The sequence below is a fragment of the Streptomyces sp. BK208 genome, assembly GCF_004364245.1.
GTDB lineage: Bacteria > Actinomycetota > Actinomycetes > Streptomycetales > Streptomycetaceae > Streptomyces.
Genome location: NZ_SOAV01000011.1, coordinates 52,123 through 69,940, shown reverse-complemented (window position 1 = coordinate 69,940; position 17,818 = coordinate 52,123). Strand labels below are relative to the sequence as shown.

Here is a 17,818-nt window from a genome sequence, read left to right as displayed (position 1 = left end):
CGTGCTTACTTCCCTTCCTCGTCGTCGTTGCCGTCGTGCTGCCGCCGCTGCCGGGATTCGCTCTCGGTCTCGCGCGCCGCGCTGAACAGGTCGTCGTCCCAGGGGTAGTCGTCGTCGCCCCAGTCCGCTTCGTCATCGTCGCTCTTGAGCCTGTCCACGCTCTTGAGCCCTTCCTCGCACAGACCCGTCAACGCCCCGTCGCCGTAGAGCGACTCGATCGCGGCCGTCAGGCCGGACTTGAACGTGGTCGGGTTCTGAGACAGCTCGACATAGCCCCACTTGCCGAAGCCGCCGTGGTTGTTCACGGCCGCGCACCACATCCGCGCGGTCTCCGCCTTCACCGCCCGCTTGCCGGCCGACTTGCGCGAGCCCGAGACCTCCACGATCAGGTGGCGCTGCTCGTCGTCCTCGTCCCTGGGCTTCAGCCGGACGATGAAGTCGGGCAGATACCGGTGCGTGCGTCCAGCGAAGAGGTAGGGGATCGCGAACTCCAGGTGGTCGTTCTTGACGTACGACTGCACGTTCTTGTTGCCGTCGAGCAGAGTGGCCAGGATCTGCTCCCACGTGTTGCCGTCTATCCCGTCGAGCACGACGTAGTTCACCGGCGACTTGTCCTCGTCGGCCTCGTAGACCGCTTTGGTGGTGTAGAAGTCCACGTTGTCCGTGGAGCCTTCCGGCGCATAGCGCGCGAAGATGGGCAGCACCTTGGACGTGTTGTCGCCTTCCTGGCGGTTCAGCGCGGCGAAGAACAACTCAGCGGCCCGCTGCCGTTCCTCGGAGACCTGGGAGATGATCGCCAGGGCACGCTGGTTGTCCGTGCCGACGCAGTGTGTGATCCAGTCCTTGGCGAGCCGTACCAGGTTCGGGAACATCCACGGCTTGCGCCCCCGTTTCGGATCCTCCAGCAAGTCCAGTGCCAGTTTGGCCAGTTGGAAGGAGACCTGCTGCACACGGATGTCGCGGCCGTCGACCAGCGTGTGCCGGGCCTGCTCTCCGACGATGCCCTCCACATCGGCCCGTGTGGCGACGCCCTCGTCGACCTTGAACGGCTCCGCCTCGGTGAAGTCCGCGTAGAACTGCGCCTCCTCCACCTCCACCCGGTATCCCTCCAGGCAGGGGAAAGTAATGCGCAGGTCCTCCCGGTCCCTCATGGCCCGGACGTGCTTCGGCTCCGGTCGAGGCTTGGACTTCAGCTCCCGGTTCGGATCGGTCTGGATGAACTGGAACGGGATGCCGTACACGTCCGCGTACTCCGGTTCCAGCAGCCCCTCCTCGTTGACCGCGTACGAGATGCGGCGCAGGCCGCGGCCCACCACCTGCTCGCACAGCAGGTGACTGCCGAAGGCTCGGACCCCGAGGATGTGCGTGACCGTGTTGGCGTCCCAGCCCTCCGTCAGCATGGACACGGACACCACGCACCGCACGTCCTGCCCGAGCTTGCGCTTCTTACCGACGGTGTTCAGGACCTCGCGCAGCAGGTCGGCGTCCTTCAGCGCCTCCACGTCGCGGTCCGGGAACCGGGTGCGGTACTCCTCCTTGAACGCCTCCAGCTCCTCGGCCGCCGCTGCCTTGAACTGGGCGTCGAGCTGGGGGTTGTCGGACTCCAGCTGCGCCGAGTCGACCAGGATGGTGCGCGGGACGGCATAACGGCGGCCCTGGGCGTCGTAGTTGGAGAAGTGTTTTAGCATGCCCGGCTTGCCGAGACCGTCCGCGTCCGGGAGCTCATGTCCGGCGATCTGGTCGTACACCCACTTCGAAACCGTCGTGTTGTTGCAGACGATGATGAATACCGGGGGCGTGGATCCGGTGCCCCGGGTCTCCTCCTCCCACCGCGCGAACGCCTGCGCGTAGTTCCGGTACAGGCTGTGGGCGGCACCTTCCAGTACAGGGGGGAGCGTCTTGTCCGCGAGCGTCTCCGGCTTCTGGGCGCGCGTCGGCATCTTGTCCCTGATGTGCTCCCACAGGTTCAGGTACGAGACGTCCTTGTGTTCCGCGTCGTCGTCCACCGGTACACGCGGGATCTTGACGAGGCCCGACTCGATGGCGTCCAGGAGTCCGAAGTCGCTGACCACCCATGGGAAGAGGGTGCCCTCCGGGTAGCCCGAGCCGTTCAGGTAGAAGGGGGTCGCGGAGAGATCGTAGACGGTCTTGATGCCGGTCTTGCGCATGATGTGGTTCAGACCGTCGAACCACTGACGAGCGTGCTTGTTCTCCTCCTCGGCCTGCTTCTTCTCCTCCCCCTTCAGCTCGTCCACGGTGACCGCCCCCTCCAGGGCGGCCCCGCGGGTCTGGTAGCAGTGGTGAGCCTCGTCGTTGAAGACGATGATCTCCCCCTTGCTCCCGCCCAGATCGCGCAGGACCCGGTTGACCATCATGGCGGGCGTCTCGATGAAGGGGTCGTCCTTGGACCTGGCCAGGAGCAGCTTCTTGGTCTTGGACGCGAGTCCCTGACCCTCCCGCGTCGTCCGGAGCATGAACGTGTGGTAATTGGTGATCGCCACCTGAGCCTGACCGAGCGCACCCCACAGGTCCGCCGGGACGATGTCCCGCTCCTTGTAGTAGTTGTTCGGGTCGGACGGCATCAGCACGCGCAGCCGGTCCCGGATGGTCACACCGGGCGCCACCAGGAGGAAGCGCTTGGCGAACCGGCGGTCCTGCGGGCCGGCGACCTTGTTGAGGGTGTTCCAGGCGATCAGCATCGCCATCACCACGGTCTTGCCCGCGCCTGTCGCCATCTTCAGAGCGACTCTGGGCAGGCCGGCGTTGTGCTCCTGGTTTGCCTCGTCCAGGTGGGCGCCGATCCACGTCTTGCCGAGTTTCGTGCCCACCTCGGTCAGGTAGATGGCGGTCTCCACGGCTTCCACCTGGGCGAAGAACAGCTTTCGCTCCCGGGTGCCGTCCGTCCAGTACTCCAGAAGACGACGAGTCGTGGGCGTGATGTTCGGATACCCCGCCTGGCGCCACCGGGAGACCTCGGCTCGGATGTTGCCGATGACGTCCTGGCCCTTGCGCTCCTCCAGGATGCCGTCGAGAAACAGCTCGTGCTGGACGCCGACGCCGGTCTTGCGTCCCTTCCTGGCGCGCGGTACGGGCATCCACGTCTCGCTCGGGCGGCGCCCGGCAACCCGCTCGCCGGTCGGCTGGCCCCGCTGGTCCAGCTCCCAGTGCCAGGCCGGTTCCGCGTACGGCGAATTGATGATCGGGTTCTCGATCACTGCTGCCATGTTCTGGATATCTCCCTCACGCCACGCCTTCGTGGACCGTACAGCCTGCCACCGACAATGACCCCATTCGTGCCATGTTCACACCGCCCGCACCCGGTGCTCCCCCCGCTCCAAATGCCCCATAACCACCTGATGTGCCCGCCACCCATCCGGAAACTTGGGCGGCACATCCAGGTACACAGGGCTGCTCCGCGGATGCCGGTCCAACAGATCCCGGATGCCGGCGCGGGCCACCACGATGCACGCGAAACGGTGTCGGGACAGCAGAACGCACAGGCGGCCCGTCTCCAGGTGGAAGGCGGAGGCGTCCTGGCGGCCGGACAGCGGGTGCCAGACCAGGGTGACGTCGAACTCGCGGCCCTGGAGGCGGTTGGCGGTGTCCACGGTGATGTCGGTCAGGCTGCGGGAGGCGAGGCGGGAGCGGACCGCGTCCGCCTGCACGGTGCGTGCCGTGCCGATCGCGATGCGCGCCTCGGTCAGCCGCTCCCCGTTGACCAGTGCGCCGCGCTCCAGCAGCCGGGCCGCCGTCGCCGCGAGGGCGTCCGCCACCTCCGGGTCCTGGTCGAGGGTGTGGCGGGCGGGAAGTTCCAGGTGGCCCCAGCCGGAGTCGGCGGCCCGGGCGAGGACCTCGTCCAGCGGACCCGAGCCGTGGGAAAGGCTGCCGTACGACAGGACGCGCTCCGGCGCCGTCGTGCCGGGGGTGAACCGGTAGAAGGGGTAGAAGGCTCGCTCGACCAGGGGCGCCGCCGTCTCCGGGAGGCGCCAGGAGACGGGCAGCTGGTGGCGGAGCAGGTCGGGGTTGTGGGCGAGAGTGACGTCGACCGCGTTGCGCAGGGGGTCCCAGGTCAGGCCGTGCCAGCGGTCGGTCTCCACGGTGGCGAAGGGGTCGAGCTGGCCGGGGTCGCCGACGAAGAGGACCTGGGAGTCGTCCTGGGCGAACAGCGGGGCCGTCGCGAGCAGCCCGTCCGAGCGCATCTGGTACGCCTCGTCGACGATGGCCCACCGCCACGGCGCGCACTTGTCCGGGGTGACGAACGACCACTTCTTCGCGGTGGACACCACGACGGGCAGGTCGCGCAGGTCCGTCACCTGGCTGCTCCCAGTCACGTTGGGGTGCCGGGTGACGCGGGGCGGGAGGACGTGGCCGCCGGCGTGGAGGCGGCCGAGTGCCAGACCGGGGTGCTCCCGCGCGATGCGGTCCACCAGGTCGTCGACCTGTTCGTTGGTCTGCGCGACGATCATGATCTGGTGGCCCGCGGACGTCAGGTGTCCGGTGGCCTGCACCGCCAGCGTGGACTTGCCGGCCCCGGGAGGCGAGTCCACGACGACGCCCCGGCCGGGCGCGGTGTCGAGGCTGGTCAGGATCCCCGCGACCGCCCGGTCCGCGCGTTCGCCGGGGGTGAGGGCTTCGGGCTCCCCGGTGTCGGGAAGGAGGGCGGTCACTCCCAGGTCTCCTCTGCGTCCTCGTCGGTGGGCTCGTACGGCTGGGGCGGACCGCCGTGGGTCCAGGGGGTGTTCTCCTCGTCGGGCAGGGCGGACGGCATGGCCGTGGGGTTGAGCGTGGTGTACGTCAGCTCCTCGCCGGTCTCCGCGAGGGTGCCGGGCGGTGCCGGCGGTGTGCGCTTCCTCGCGAAACCGCCCTTGAGCTGGAGCACCACGGTGTGGCCGCCGTCGTCCTCCCGCCTGACTTCGAGGATGCGGGCCTCCTGGCCGGGCCGGGCCGGGGACTTCACCTCCGTGCCGACCGCGAGATCGACGCGCGCGTCGGTGCCGGCGCGCAGGGTGATCGTCGGACGCCAGACCTGAGAGCCGGGACGGTCGCCGGGGACGAAGCGGTCCTCGTCCCTGGCCGTGACCGTGCCCGTGAACGCCTCGCCGGTCAGCTCGTACTCCGCCATCACCAGCGGGTCGTCGTACGCGCGCTGCGCCTCGTAGCGGGTGACCGCGTCCTCCAGCCGGGCCAGGCGGCGGGCGGCTCGGACGGCCTGGTCGCGGCGGGCCTGCGGGCGGCCGTCAGCGTCCAGGTACTCCGCGTACTCGGAGAACCAGCGCCGGTCGAGGGCCCAGCGGCCGGGGACGTGGGCGCCCCCCGGCAGCTCGCAGAGCAGTTCCACGCCGCGCCACATCAGCCGCCAGGTGGGCAGCATCTGGCCGCGCAGCTCACGGTCGATCTGGCGGCCGACCGCCTCGCGTCCGCGGTCGTCGGACGCCTCGTCGTAGCGCGTCATCAACTCGTGCAGGGTCCGGTCGAAGACCGGGTCCGTGGACGGACCGGCCGGCGGCCACACGGCGGGGTCCTCCGCCTCCCGTGCCGCTCGCGCGCCGTCGCTGCCCTCCGGTGGATCGATCCAGGCAAGCAGGGACGCGAGATGGGAGTCCTCGGAAGAACTCTGGCCCGTGGCCCAGTTGGCGGCGAGCAGCCGGGTCATCGCGAGGAGCACACCGGAGTCCGGGAACTCGGCCAGGTCCGTGAACCAGGTCAGCCACTTGCCGAGAGCGGGCACGGACGGGTCGACCGCGTACGGCCCCTCGGTGGCGCGCAGTCTGGTGAGCCGGCCGAGCAGGCGCATGTAAGCGATGCCCTCACCGTTCGGGACGAGGAGCTGCGGGGCCCGCTGGAAGCGCAGGCGTTCCTCTTTCTCCTTGCCGCGGCCGACGGTGTAGGGCTCCGTCTCCGTCCGGCACCCGTCGATGTACGCGAGGAGGAGGGCAGCCAGGCGCTCGGCGAACCGGAAGCGTTCGGCGCGGTTGCGCGGCTGGTGGACGGTGAGGAGGGTCGGGTGTTCGGGGTCCGTACCCGCGAGCGCGGCCAGGGGCGCGCACGCTTCGCCGGCGAGGGTAAGCGGCACCAGGACGAACGGCTTCTCGTCCAGGTGCTGGTGGCGGACGGTCGTCAGTGGTTCGGCACGGCCGGTGCGGGACGCCGTGAGCGTCGCGACGGTGGACAGGGCGCTCATGCGGCCCCCCGGCGGATTCGGCGCAGCCGGGCGGCGGCGCGCAGCAGGTCGGCGGCTTCCGCCTCGGCCTCTCCGGGGGCGGCGACGCCGTCCAGGTAGTCGAGTGCGCTGCGGGTGGAATCGATGCCCGGCAGGTCGTTGCGCACGCCGCTGCCCAGGCGGGCCGGCGAGGCGCATCCGGCGGCCTCGTCGCGGCAGTAACGCGCCATCTCGCAGAAGGACAGGCAGGAGGGTGTGTACGACGCGTCCAACGCCTCCATGGAAGAGGAGAGTTCGTCCGCGCTTCGGGTCGTGTCCAGGGTCGCCGTCTCGGGGAGCTGGGCCGCGAGGTCCTCGGCCCGCCGCAGCCGCGAGAGCTGGAACTGGAGGGCGTCGAGTTCCTGCCGGAGGTCGATCAGGCGGCCGTAGGGGCGGTTGGAGAAGTCCTTGGGGCAGACGAGCAGGAACTCGTGGGAGATCTGCTCGGTGGGCAGGCCGGCCGTCTCGAAGGCGCGGTGCAGCGCGAGGACGTACACCGCGGCCTGCTTGGCCGCCTCGGCGACGGCGGTCGGATTGGCCTGGCCGTCGATCGCCGCGAACGAGCGGATGAGGACGACGTGGAACTTCCCCCCGATGCGGTGGGTGAGCGCGTCCGGCTCCAAGTACGCCGTCTGGCCGGCGACTTCGAGGGTGAGCACGGGGCGGTCGAGGATGAGGCGTACGTCCTGGCCGGAGGCCACGTGCGCGATGAGGCGGAGGGTCTCCCGCTCGCGCAGGTGCAGGGCCGTGTTGCCCCCTACCTCGTTGAGGTCGGTGACATGGGCCTCCGCCACGGGGACGGAGAGCTGCTCGCGCAGTAGCCGGATGAGCTCGGCGTAGCTGCCCCACTTCACGAGGCTGTGGAACGCCTGTTCGCGGGCGAGGGCGAAGGGTGACTGGCCGAAGCGCGGCTCGTATCCGACCTGCTGGGCGAGCAGCGCCTTGTCCACACCGGCGGCGTCGAGGACGGCGCGGCGGGCGCAGGCGGGATTGGCGGTCAGGGCGGTGATCTTACGGGCGGTGTACGGCTGAGGGGGCTGCGGTCCGCGCAGCCGCGCGAGTCGGTTGTCGGGAGGTTCGGACTGCTGCGAGGGCATCGTCTCTACTTCGGGAACGTCTTCGGGTACGTCTTCGGGAGCTCACCGGCGTGCGAGGCGTCTGACGTCATCGCCGTCGTGAAGGGGTCGTCAGGACAGGGTCCCACTCGCGTCGCGCAGGGCGTCACGCATCGGTGCCGCACCGAACAGCTGCTGTACGTCGGAGAGTTGGGTACGGGCGCGCTGCGCGGCCGCTTGCCGGTGCTGGTCGTCCTCCTGCTGGTGGACGGCCGCTTCGGCTTGGGCGGCCGCGATCACGCGGGCGGGGTCGGGTTCCGGGGCCGCGGCGTCGTAGGCGCCCGGGATCGTGAGGGCGAAACGGCGCAGCAGCCGCCAGGCCGCGTCGGGGGCCGGATGCCCCGCGGTGGTGAGTCGCTGGATCTGCTCGGCGGTTCCCACCGCGTGAGTGAGGAAGTCGGTGCGTGGGCTGAGTGGGCCGATGATCCGCCGCTCCACGGGCCAGGTGGACAGGGCTAGGAGTCCGCGTGCGGGGACCAGGCGGTCGTGGGTCAGTGCCGCGCAGATGTAGTACGGGCGGGCATAGCCCTGTGCCGTGAAGGATCGCTCCTCGTCGCGGCGGAGGGACGCGAGTTTGGTGGCGACCAGCGACTCGGTGAAGAACGCCTCGTACGTGGACGAGATGAGCTTCGGAGAGGCAGGGGCGCCCAGCAGGGTGAGCGCCTGGTGGACCTGTTCGCGGATCGGGATGGAGCCGTGCGCCGGGCGCTCCGTGCGGCGTGGTGCGCCTGTGGTCGCCGACGCCTGCGGGGCCGGGGGCTCGGCCGGGAGTGCCTCGCCGTCCGGTTCCGCCTCGGTCTCGAGGGCGTGCTCCCAGGCGGCCTCGGCTTCGCGCAGCGCGCGACGGATGCGCGCGGTTTCGGCCTTGTCCCGTGCGCGCACGGCACCGCGCAGCTCGGTGCGCAGGTGGGACAGGCGCTGCTCGAGTTCCTCCAGTGATGCCGCCATGTGGGGCAGCTTAGCGCAGCAACCAACCTATGCCAAGAACTTCCAATGAGTTCCAAGATTACCTGCTACGGTCGAGTGTGGCGGCGCACCCGGCTGGTCCGAAGGGTGCCGTCTGTTCCGAGACAAGGGGGAGGCAATGAGTCACGACACGACGGCATGGCACAAGCCGCACTGGCTGACCGGGAATGACGACCTCGTTCGCGTGGGGCCCGGTACGGGCGGGAGCGAGGAGCACACCTGCCCCTCGCACGCCGCTGCCAAGGCCCGGCCCGGTCTCTGGCCGGCCCGGCGTCTCCGTCTTCCGAAGCCGGAGCTCGAGACGTTCACCCTCGGGCCTGTGATGGACGCCGTGGACCGGGTCGAATTCCACGGTGAGACACCCGACCAGGCCCTTGCAGGGCTGCGCTCCCGCACCCCCACCCTGCACCCCGGTCACCTGACGTATGCCGAGCACGCCCTCCGTACGTACATAGAAGCGTGCGCCGACGATGGTGAGCAGCGGCTGCGGCCGGTCCGTCCGTACTGGGTGGCCCAGCGGGAGAACGGCAAGTTCTGGGAGATGTACGCCTGGTGGCGCAGGTACGAGTCGGCAGACGGACGCCTGCGCGAGTACCGACGGTTGCGGCACGGCGAGGCCAAGGACTCCGAGCCCGGCGAGATCGCCATCGCCGTGTACGTGGCCGTTCACGGGCGCCAGGCGGCCTGGCCGCGGAAGTGGGCGCGCGCGTTCCAGCCGTATGGCCCCACAGCCCGGCCCGAGCGGGTGTGTGTCGTCGAAGTCGGGCTCTCCGACGGACGGCCGCGCGTGCAGTTCGACGGGACGGCCGAGGAAGCCGAGGCCTACTACGCCGAGCACGGGCACGCGCACGTGGCGCGTGTCGTGGCGGGCGGCAGGCCGGCACCCGGCTCATCCTGCGTGGACTGCAAGCAGTTCACGGGCTGCGAGGCCGTGCCGCGCAGGCCGGGGGTCCTCGGCCTTCCCTCGCGGGTGGCACCGCTGAGGAAGGTGTCGGTCAGCGATCTGCGCTATCACGCGGCCTGCCCCGCACAGGGGTTCCTCCGTTCTCTGCACCTGCCCAAGTCTGACGAATACGGCAGCGCGGCCAGGCTCGGCCAGGCGGTGCACGGCTGGATCGAGAAGCTGCACCGGCGCCCGGAACAGCCGCCGTGCGCGGTCGGCGACATGCCCCCGGCGGGCGAGAACTGGACAGAGGGACGCTGGCGGGTCTCCGACGAGGACGCCGCGACCGGTCGGGACATGCTGCTCCACCACGTCGACGCCTGTCCGTTCCAGGACGCCGCACTCATCCAGCGGGTCGAGCCCGAAGCCCTCCGAGTCGTCCACGACACCGCGGCGCAGGCCGTCGTCATCGCCAAACCCGACCTGCTCTACCAGGAGGACGGCTCGTGGGTGTGGCGGGAGCTCAAGACGACACGGAAGCGGCGCCGCCACCACGAGGACCTTCTCGACACCTACCCCCAACTCGCCTTGGCGGTCGCGCTCCTGGCTCAGGGTGCGCTGGGCGGCGATCCGGACGGCTCGCGCGTCGAGGTGGAGATCCTCCGGCCGGACGGTTCCGATCCCCACGTGATCGACCCGACGGACCCCGGCCGACAGCGGAAGGCGCTGTCGGTGCTGCGGCGGTACGCCGGCCCGTGGCGGGGGGACGAGACATGGGACGCCCGCCCCGGACCGCATTGCCGGTCCTGCCCGGTCTCCCGGTGGTGTCCGAGCGCCGCGCCCGACGGCGCCGTCGCGGGAGAGGGGGAGTCGTGACCACGACCGGCATGAGGGAGGCACGGTCCGAGGACGCCGTCGGCACGGACGAGGGGTTGCTCCGACAGATCGCCAGCGCCCTGGCGTGCCTGTCCCGGCAGCGGACCGTACCCAACCCGGTCTACCCGGCGAAGGTGCAGAACGCGTACAACCGCCTCGTCCTGCACTGCCTGCGCCGGGGCGAGGAACCGCCGGGCAGCGTGCCGCAGATGGTCCGCTGGGCTGGTGAACGGCCGCTGATCGAGTGGCCGTTGGAGCTGCCGCCCAACAACTTTCCCGGAGCGGCCCTGCTCGTCGATCCGGAGACCCGGCTGCCGCACCAGCTGTGTCTGGAGTGGGAGGTGAGCGCGGCCGACCCGGCGGCCGAGCTCTTCGAGAACGAACGCATCCGGGAAGCACTCGCCGTGTGCCGTGCGGCCAAGGCCCCGCAGGCCTACACCGCGTTCCGGGCCCTGCTCACCTCCAAGCCCGTGCTGACCGGCGCCGAGCTGGCGCAGCTCGGCGGCGATCCCGACTGCGGAATGCTGCTGCACGACGTGATCAAGCGCTGCTACGAGCCTGTGCCCGCCTCCTATCTGAGGCGCGGCACGTACCGGCAGTGCGCTCGCTGCCGCTGCCTCATGGTGCCGCTGCTGCACGGCAGCCACCGCTGCGAACTGGACCGGTGCCGCCGCGACGGCACATCGGACGAAGGCACGCCGCTTCGTGCCGACAAAGGCGGGGTCTTCCAGCTCAGCCGCCCCCTGCGGATGTTCATCACCAGCCCCGGGCTCGCGGAGACCGATCTACAAGCCGCCCTGGAGAAGAAGTTCGGAATCACCGCCGAGATGTGGCCCAACTACGACGCGTACGACCTGCGCGTCCCCCTGTCTGAGCGACGGCACTGGGCGGTGGACGTCAAGGACCGGGTGAACCCCGTTCTCCTGGCGCGCTCCCTCACGCCGTTCAGGAACGAGCCGCCGTACGACCGTGCATTCCTCGTCGTGCCCCGCTACCGCTTCCGCGACAACGAGGCGTATGGGCGGCAGTTCCGCGGAAACCTGCCGGAGGACCTGGCCGATCGGGTCACCCTGCTGGACGACCAGGCCTTCCTGCGGCTGGTCGCCGATGAGATCTCCACCCCGCGTGACAAGGCGGGGGACCCGTGTACCGAAGGAGGACGCCGTGCGTGACCGTAGGGGATGGCACCGGCGCTGCTCGCCGCAGCAGCTCACCGAGGTGTGGCCGGCGAACCTCGGCAGCTTCCGCCCCGGCGACCTTCTCGACGTCGAACTGGGCCTGTATCTCTTGCAGGACGTGACGCCCACCCGCACGGCCGCCGATGTCTGGCCGCTGTTGGGCGGTTACCCGTACAGCGAGGTGTTCGGAGACGTTCGCAGCGACGAACAGCGGCTTCGTGTTCTGCGCGCCCGCCACTATCTGTGGGACATGCGGCGACGGCACGCCTGGTCGGAGGCGCTGATCGACTACCTGAAGGTCCCCCAGCACCTGCGCGGATACGACATCGACGGACCCGGCTCCGTACCACGCCGTCGTGAGCCGTCGCGCGCCGCACGCCGTTTCGAGATCTTCGAAAAATTGCTCAGCACCGCTCCGCGGTTCGCGACGCGGTCCATTCCGTTCGCCGAGGAGGGAGAGCACACCTTCCGGGTGCAGGACCGTACCCACTCCGTGGTGTTCGACGAGGAACTGCTGACGGACACCCTGCCGCGCGCCCACGCGCTTGACGCACCACCGGCCGGGCGTGGAGAGCCCGTCGACGTCACCTGGGAAGAGCTCGAGAAGGCCGCCGACGAGATGGACGCCGTCGAGGCGACGGCACAGGGGCCGCGCAACGGCTGGGCCGGGCGGCTCCGGCGGGTGAAACTGCTCGTGCGCGATGCGGAACTCGGCCGCTTCACAGAAGAGGGACGGCTGAGGATCGACCGGCTGCTGCACCTCGTGGGGATGGTGGGAGCCGGCAAGTCCACCCTCCGGGACATCCTGACCTACCACCTCGTGACCCGGACACCCCGCCGGGTCACCATCGTCGTCGGCGATGTGGCCGAGACGCTCGCCGTGGTGGAGCAGTTCGACCGGCTCGGTGTGCGGGCGGCGCCGATCCTCGGGCACTCCACCAGGGAGCGCAACATCAACCGGCTGCACCGCCGCACTGCCACGGCCGGCGCCGCCACCATGCTCGGGCACGACCACGCGGGCTTCGCCTACCTCAGCAGCGCCTGCCCCGTCGACGTGCTGCGCGGCCTGGAAGCCCGCCGCCCGCTCGGCGTCCGTGAAGCACCGTGCATCACGCTGTACACCGTCCCCGAGCAGGAGGCCACGGACGGCGATCCCCTCCTCGACGAGGAGTACAGCACGCAGCGTGACGCACAAGGCCCGAAGGCGCAGCGGAGACTGTGCCCGTTGTGGAACCGCTGTCCGCGCCACCGCGGGGCTCGTGATCTGGTCGACGCACAGGTGTGGGTCGCCACCCCGGCCGGTCTCGTGCACAGCTCCGTCCCACTGCACCAGCACCAGGAACAGCTCCGGTACCTCGAACTCGCGTGCCGACTCAGCGACCTGATCATCGTCGACGAGGCCGACCGGGTGCAGATGCAGCTCGACACGGCCTTCGCGCCGGCCAGCACTCTGGTGGGCAAGGCCCCGAACTCCTGGTTCGACGAGGTCGCCGTCCACAAGTTCCAGCAGATGGCCCGGGATGGCCGGCTCCAGCTGTCCGCCCGTGACGTCGACGACTGGACCAACGCCGTCAACACGGTCAGCGCCGCCACCGACCGCCTCTTCGCCCTGCTCGTCAAGGACGACAAGCTCAGGCGATGGATCAGCGTCGACTACTTCAGTGCCTTCACCCTCCACAACCTGCTGCTGGACAGCTGGTTCCCGGGGCGGAAGGAGGGCGAACGCCCGCCTGCGGCGGCCCGGACGCTGGACGGTGCCCTCGGCCGGTTCCGCGACGACCCGCTGCACGAGCAGCAGAGCACGGGAGACGACGATGAAGTGACACCCTTGGTGAACACCTTCGTCCACCTCGCCCTGGAACTCCTGCACGCGCCCCAGGGAGCACGGACGCGTGAGAGGCTGCGCGACACCCTCACCGACATCGTCGGAGACGACAGCACGGTGCTCGCGGACGCCGACCTCCAGGCCCGGCGCTTCGAGTTCACCCTGCTCCTTTCCGCTCTGCACAGCCGTCTCGACTTCATGACCACGCTGTGGCCGCGCGTCGAGGCCGCCCTCAATCTCGAGAGCGCCTCGAACGTGCTCTCCCGCAGGCCCCCCAAGGACTACGAGGCGGTCATCCCCGAGTCGCCCATGGGTAACGTGCTCGGCTTCCAGTTCCGCCACGACGACCGTGAGCGCGATGGTGACCGCAGCGGTGAACTCCGCTTCTTCCACTGCAACGGCGTGGGCCGCGAACTGCTCATGCGGCTCGGTGACCTGTGCGCCGTGGACGGCCGCCCGGGCCCGCACGTCCTGCTCATGTCCGCAACGAGCTGGGCGGGCACGTCGAGCAGGTACCACGTGCACGCCGACGTCGGTGCCGTTCTGCGTCCTCACGACGAGGAAGTCGAAGCCGTCCTGGGCAGCGAGTTCCGCAAGGAGTTCTTGTACTGGCCCGGAAACGACCGGCCCAAGCCGCTGCGCCTGTCCGGCTGCGACCCCGAAGAACGGCCCCAGGCCCTCCTGCACATGCTGCACCAGCTCGCGGTGCCCGACCGGAGTCTGCCCGACGCCGAGAGCATGCTGGACGCCGAGCTGAAGGAGATCGACGATCCGGACCGCCGCCGCATCCTGTTGCTCGTCGGCAGCTACGACGAGGCACGTCGGGCCGCCGAGTACCTCAACCAGATCCCCGAGTGGAACGGCCGCGTCACCCGACTGGTGTCCGACGACGCGGACTCCGACACCGCCTGGACCCGGCTGCCGGAGGACGCCGCCGCACGGACGCTGCCCCGCGGTGACGTGAAGGCTTTCCCTTCGGTCGGCGGCGACATTCTCGTCGCGCCGCTGCTCGCTGTGGAGCGGGGACACAACATCGTCCTGCGCGATGGCAAGGCGGCCATCGGCACGGTCTACTTCCTGGCACGCCCACACCCTCGGCCCGACGACATCGCGCTCGCCATCCAGTCCATCAACGACTGGGCCGTACGCCAACTCCGGGATGCTGACGGATCCTTCCGGCAGAACGCGCTCGCCGCCGCCACCCCCGACCAGGCGGCTGTGGCGTTCCGCAGCCGCGCACGCCGTCAGTGGAACCGCTTCCTCACCCGGCGGCTGGCCTGGTCCAGCCTGCGGGACGAGGAGAAGACGGCGTTCACCTGGGACCAGCTCGTCGTCATGTGGCAGGTCATCGGTCGTCTGGTGCGCGGCGGCGTGCCGGCCCGGGTGGTCTTCGTCGACGCGGCTTTCTCTCCCAGAGAAGCCGGATTCCAGGACACGGACACCCCAGACACCAGCCTACTGGCGAGCATGCGTGAGGTGCTCGCCCCCTTCTTCGAGGACGGGAACACGGCGGAGCGGCACCTTGCCCCGATCGACAAGTCCCTGGTCCGTGAGCTGTACGAACCGCTCTACCGCGCCCTGGTGGACATGGGCTGACGGCATCCGTCACCACACCGCACCCCCGACGTGTTCGCGTCGCGTCCGAAGACTTAACGCCTTGCTCCGAGGAGAACCGACACCATGGCCTACCAGTACAACCGTCCGGCGGCGTACCTGCCCGACCCGGCACGGGGACCCTTCGTCTTCCCGATGCACACGCTCTCCCTGCCCGCCCACTGGGAGGAACCACTCCTGCGCCTTTACCACGGCGGAATGACAGAGGGGCAGGCCGAGCGACGGCGCCGCGTACCCACAGCGGCTGTCAACCAGCTGATGCGCGCCACCGCGCCGGACATCGTCACGGTCGACTCCACGGCACGGTTCGGTTCGGAGAACCCCTGGCTGTACTGCCAGGACGCGTACCCGATGGCGGTGACGAACCTCTACATCGCCACCTGGCTCAGGAGCCTCCCGCGCGATGCCGGCGATCCCGAGACCGCGGCCCTGCTGATGAACTGCTTTCGTGACCTCGACACCGCGGCTCTCAGCTGGCGGCCCGGCAGGGTCGACCTCCTCGAGCAGAAGGTGTCGCCCGGAGGAACCGCTCTGCCCGCGCCCCACGTGTACCGGTTGCTTCCCGACGTCCTCGCCGAAAGGATCACGCGCCAGGGACCGTACGAACACCACGGGCAGCAGCTGTCGTTCCGACAGGTCGCCGGCCGCACGGGGGCCAGGGGGCAGGGAAGCGGGGGCGCCGAGCTGATGTCGAACGTGATCGAGTACGAACCCGGGCGGCGTGGTGGCGGCGACGGCAAGCCGGCCTACTACGCGGCGACCCTCCGCATCACCGTGCGCACCGTTCCCTTCTCACCCGTCCCGCGCGTCCACGTGGCTGCCGGCGTACGTCGGTTCGTCACCGGCAAGGTCTACATGCCGTACGGCAAGGGCGTGTCCGCGTACCTGCTCCCGGACGACTCCCTCGTCCACGATGGCCCGCAGTCGCAGCGTTTCGCCGTCGCCATGCTGGAGTGGAAGAACGGCACCACGGACTGGCGTCAGGGCGGAGCAGAAGGAATGCTCGCCGGGATCAGCGCACTCGACGCACTGCCGTCCCCGGACCGGCTGGTGAAGGAGGCCGACCACTGGATCCACGGCCGGGACGGCATCCGGATCGCGATCGGGCACCAGGCGGCCATGGGCAGGCACACGATCGGCACCGGACTGATGCCCAGTGAACGCCGACGGCTGATCGAGTGGGCGGAGCAGGCGATCGCTCCCGAGTTCGTCTCCGTTCCGAAGCTCGAGCGCAGTGCGTACGCGCGGCCGCCCAAGAAGCAGCTCAAGAAGCTGACGTCCATTCCCAAGAACATGGAAGAGAAGGATCCCGAAGAGCGCGCGGTCATCCTGGACCAGCGTGAGCTGAACGCGGCCCACAATGCTCAGGTTCTGCGGGCACGCCTGGCCGAAGCCCTCGAAGGGGAAGACCTCACCGCGGTCGTGCTCCACCAGAACGATGCCATCCGCGATCAGATGATCGCAGCGGCGGAAATGGGGCTGGGGCTGGCCGGGCACCGGCACGCGCAAGGCCCCGATACCTGGGTATGGGAGGCGGAGGAGCTGACCGTCCGGCTGCACGCGCGGCCCCTGGGCGCTCTCGGCGCACCGCTGGGAGGCGACAGCGTGCCGCGCCGGGGGCAGGAGCACGACAAGGCCATCGAGGAGCGCCGTATCGGTGTCGCGCGGGCCATGGCCGCCTTGCGGGAAGCCGTACCCGGAGTGCGGCTGGCCTTCGTGGAGCTCGACGGGCAGGATGCCTTCCGCCACGCCAAGCGACGGACCGACCCCAAGCACGCGATCCGCCTCGGCTGCGCGGACGCAGGCCTGGTGACCCAGTTCATCCGTCCACCAGACCCGGATGCGGAGACGGAGGAGGCTCTGGCCGATGCTGGTCTGCGTGCCGCCGCGGCCTGGTCGGACGGCCTGCGCCAGACCGGTATGCGGCTGGTGCCCCAGCACACGCTCGGTGACACGCTCATCCCCGCGAACCTGAACCAGGTGGCCTTCCACCTCGTGGAACGCCGCCTTGACGGGCCCACAGGCAAGCAGCAGTTCACGCCGATCGCGGTGCTCATCCGACCGGGCGCGAAATGCGTGCTGGGCAAGTCGGCCGACATGCACGCATGGGTGCCGTACCCCGAACTCCTCAAGTCTTTGACGGGAAGGGTCGAAGGCAAGAAGAACAGCGCGGAGCAGTCGGCCCTCATGGCGGCCTTCGTCAAGAAGACTCTCGCGCAGCTGCGCAGTACCCCGACGCTCGTTCTGACCCACGCCCAGGACGTCCGGAAGCGCTGGCCATGGCTGAGGAACGACGGGCTGGAACGGGACAGGCTCGGCCTCGACGGGGGTCCCGTTCAGCGGATCGGTCTGTACGGCAAGCAGCTTCGTATCGTTCGGATCGCCGATGGCAGCCGGGACGAAACGGCACAGTGCTGGGCCGAGGCGGAGGAACGCTCTCCCAAGTTGGAGGGCCAGCAGCGTGGGGGCATCGCGATGGGGCTGTGGCGGCCCGGAGTGCGGGGTGACTCGGACCGCGTCTTCTACAGCACGACCGGCAAGTCCGGCTCGCAGCCAAATCTCACCAACGACGACGCCAAACTCACTCCGCACACCAACGCCTCGGGCAACAACGCCTACCGGCCGACGGCGAACGCCTGGAATCCGGACCTCCTCGAACTGACCGTTGCGTGCCTTCAGCCCGGTGACGATGCGGAGGCATGGGCCGCATTCGTCCACCAGCAGCGTTTCAGCGAGGACTACCGTGCTGGTCGCGAGGGGTTGGCTCTGCCCTTGATCCTCCATCTCGCGCGACTCGCGGACGATTACGCTCTGCCTCACGAGATCGAGGAGGCTCTGGACCCGACGGAGCCCCAGGCAGCGGCCGCGCCGGACGACGCTCTGTCGGGCCAGCTGGCCTTCGACTTCGACCTCGATGACGGGGATGACGACGAATAAAGCTCCCCGCTGAGGAGTCGAGGGAGTCTCACCCCTCGTCTCCTCAACGGGTAAGGCCCCTACTACCTCAGGGGCGTAGGTGCGGGTGCAATAAATGCATATGCATGCTCTCGGGGAGTGATCTTGCGGGCCGCGGGAACCTCAACATCAATTAGTCCTGTTGTGCCTGGTCAAGGGAACTCGTGAACGTCCTACAAGATCAGGCAGGGCGAGATGCCGGCCGGG

The 17,818-nt window shown here is 69.6% G+C and carries 9 protein-coding genes; 4 read left to right on the top strand and 5 right to left on the bottom strand.

The window, feature by feature from the left end:
* Positions 1-5: 5 nt before the first annotated feature.
* The 5 genes from EV562_RS25425 to EV562_RS25405 form a co-directional block, all read right to left on the bottom strand.
* On the bottom strand, positions 6-3,224 hold the full coding sequence (locus EV562_RS25425) for a DEAD/DEAH box helicase family protein (RefSeq protein WP_243860170.1): 3,219 nt from the start codon (positions 3,222-3,224) through the stop codon (positions 6-8).
* Positions 3,225-3,302: 78 nt separating this feature from the next.
* Complete coding sequence (locus EV562_RS25420) at positions 3,303-4,667, bottom strand: AAA family ATPase (protein ID WP_133889182.1); 1,365 nt, start codon at positions 4,665-4,667, stop codon at positions 3,303-3,305.
* A complete protein-coding gene (locus EV562_RS25415) occupies positions 4,664-6,181 on the bottom strand; it encodes a hypothetical protein (RefSeq protein ID WP_133889181.1) in 1,518 nt (505 codons plus the stop codon). The genes EV562_RS25420 and EV562_RS25415 overlap by 4 nt, the downstream gene beginning before the upstream one ends.
* On the bottom strand, positions 6,178-7,296 hold the full coding sequence (locus tag EV562_RS25410; RefSeq protein ID WP_133889180.1) for a hypothetical protein: 1,119 nt from the start codon (positions 7,294-7,296) through the stop codon (positions 6,178-6,180). The genes EV562_RS25415 and EV562_RS25410 overlap by 4 nt, the downstream gene beginning before the upstream one ends.
* A 90-nt stretch (positions 7,297-7,386) precedes the next feature.
* Positions 7,387-8,262, bottom strand: coding sequence for a hypothetical protein (locus EV562_RS25405; protein WP_133889179.1), 876 nt, complete (start codon positions 8,260-8,262; stop codon positions 7,387-7,389).
* A gap of 136 nt (positions 8,263-8,398) precedes the next feature.
* Between EV562_RS25405 and EV562_RS25400 the strand changes: the two genes are divergently transcribed.
* The 4 genes from EV562_RS25400 (at position 8,399) to EV562_RS25385 (ending at position 17,593) form a co-directional block, all read left to right on the top strand.
* A complete protein-coding gene (locus EV562_RS25400; protein WP_133889178.1) occupies positions 8,399-10,039 on the top strand; it encodes a PD-(D/E)XK nuclease family protein in 1,641 nt (546 codons plus the stop codon).
* Complete coding sequence (locus EV562_RS25395) at positions 10,036-11,211, top strand: hypothetical protein (protein ID WP_243860169.1); 1,176 nt, start codon at positions 10,036-10,038, stop codon at positions 11,209-11,211. Before EV562_RS25400 ends, EV562_RS25395 begins: the two co-directional genes overlap by 4 nt.
* Positions 11,204-14,638, top strand: coding sequence for a signal recognition particle (locus tag EV562_RS25390; RefSeq protein ID WP_133889177.1), 3,435 nt, complete (start codon positions 11,204-11,206; stop codon positions 14,636-14,638). Before EV562_RS25395 ends, EV562_RS25390 begins: the two co-directional genes overlap by 8 nt.
* An 84-nt stretch (positions 14,639-14,722) precedes the next feature.
* A complete protein-coding gene (locus EV562_RS25385; protein WP_133889176.1) occupies positions 14,723-17,593 on the top strand; it encodes a DUF3962 domain-containing protein in 2,871 nt (956 codons plus the stop codon).
* Positions 17,594-17,818 lie beyond the last annotated feature (225 nt).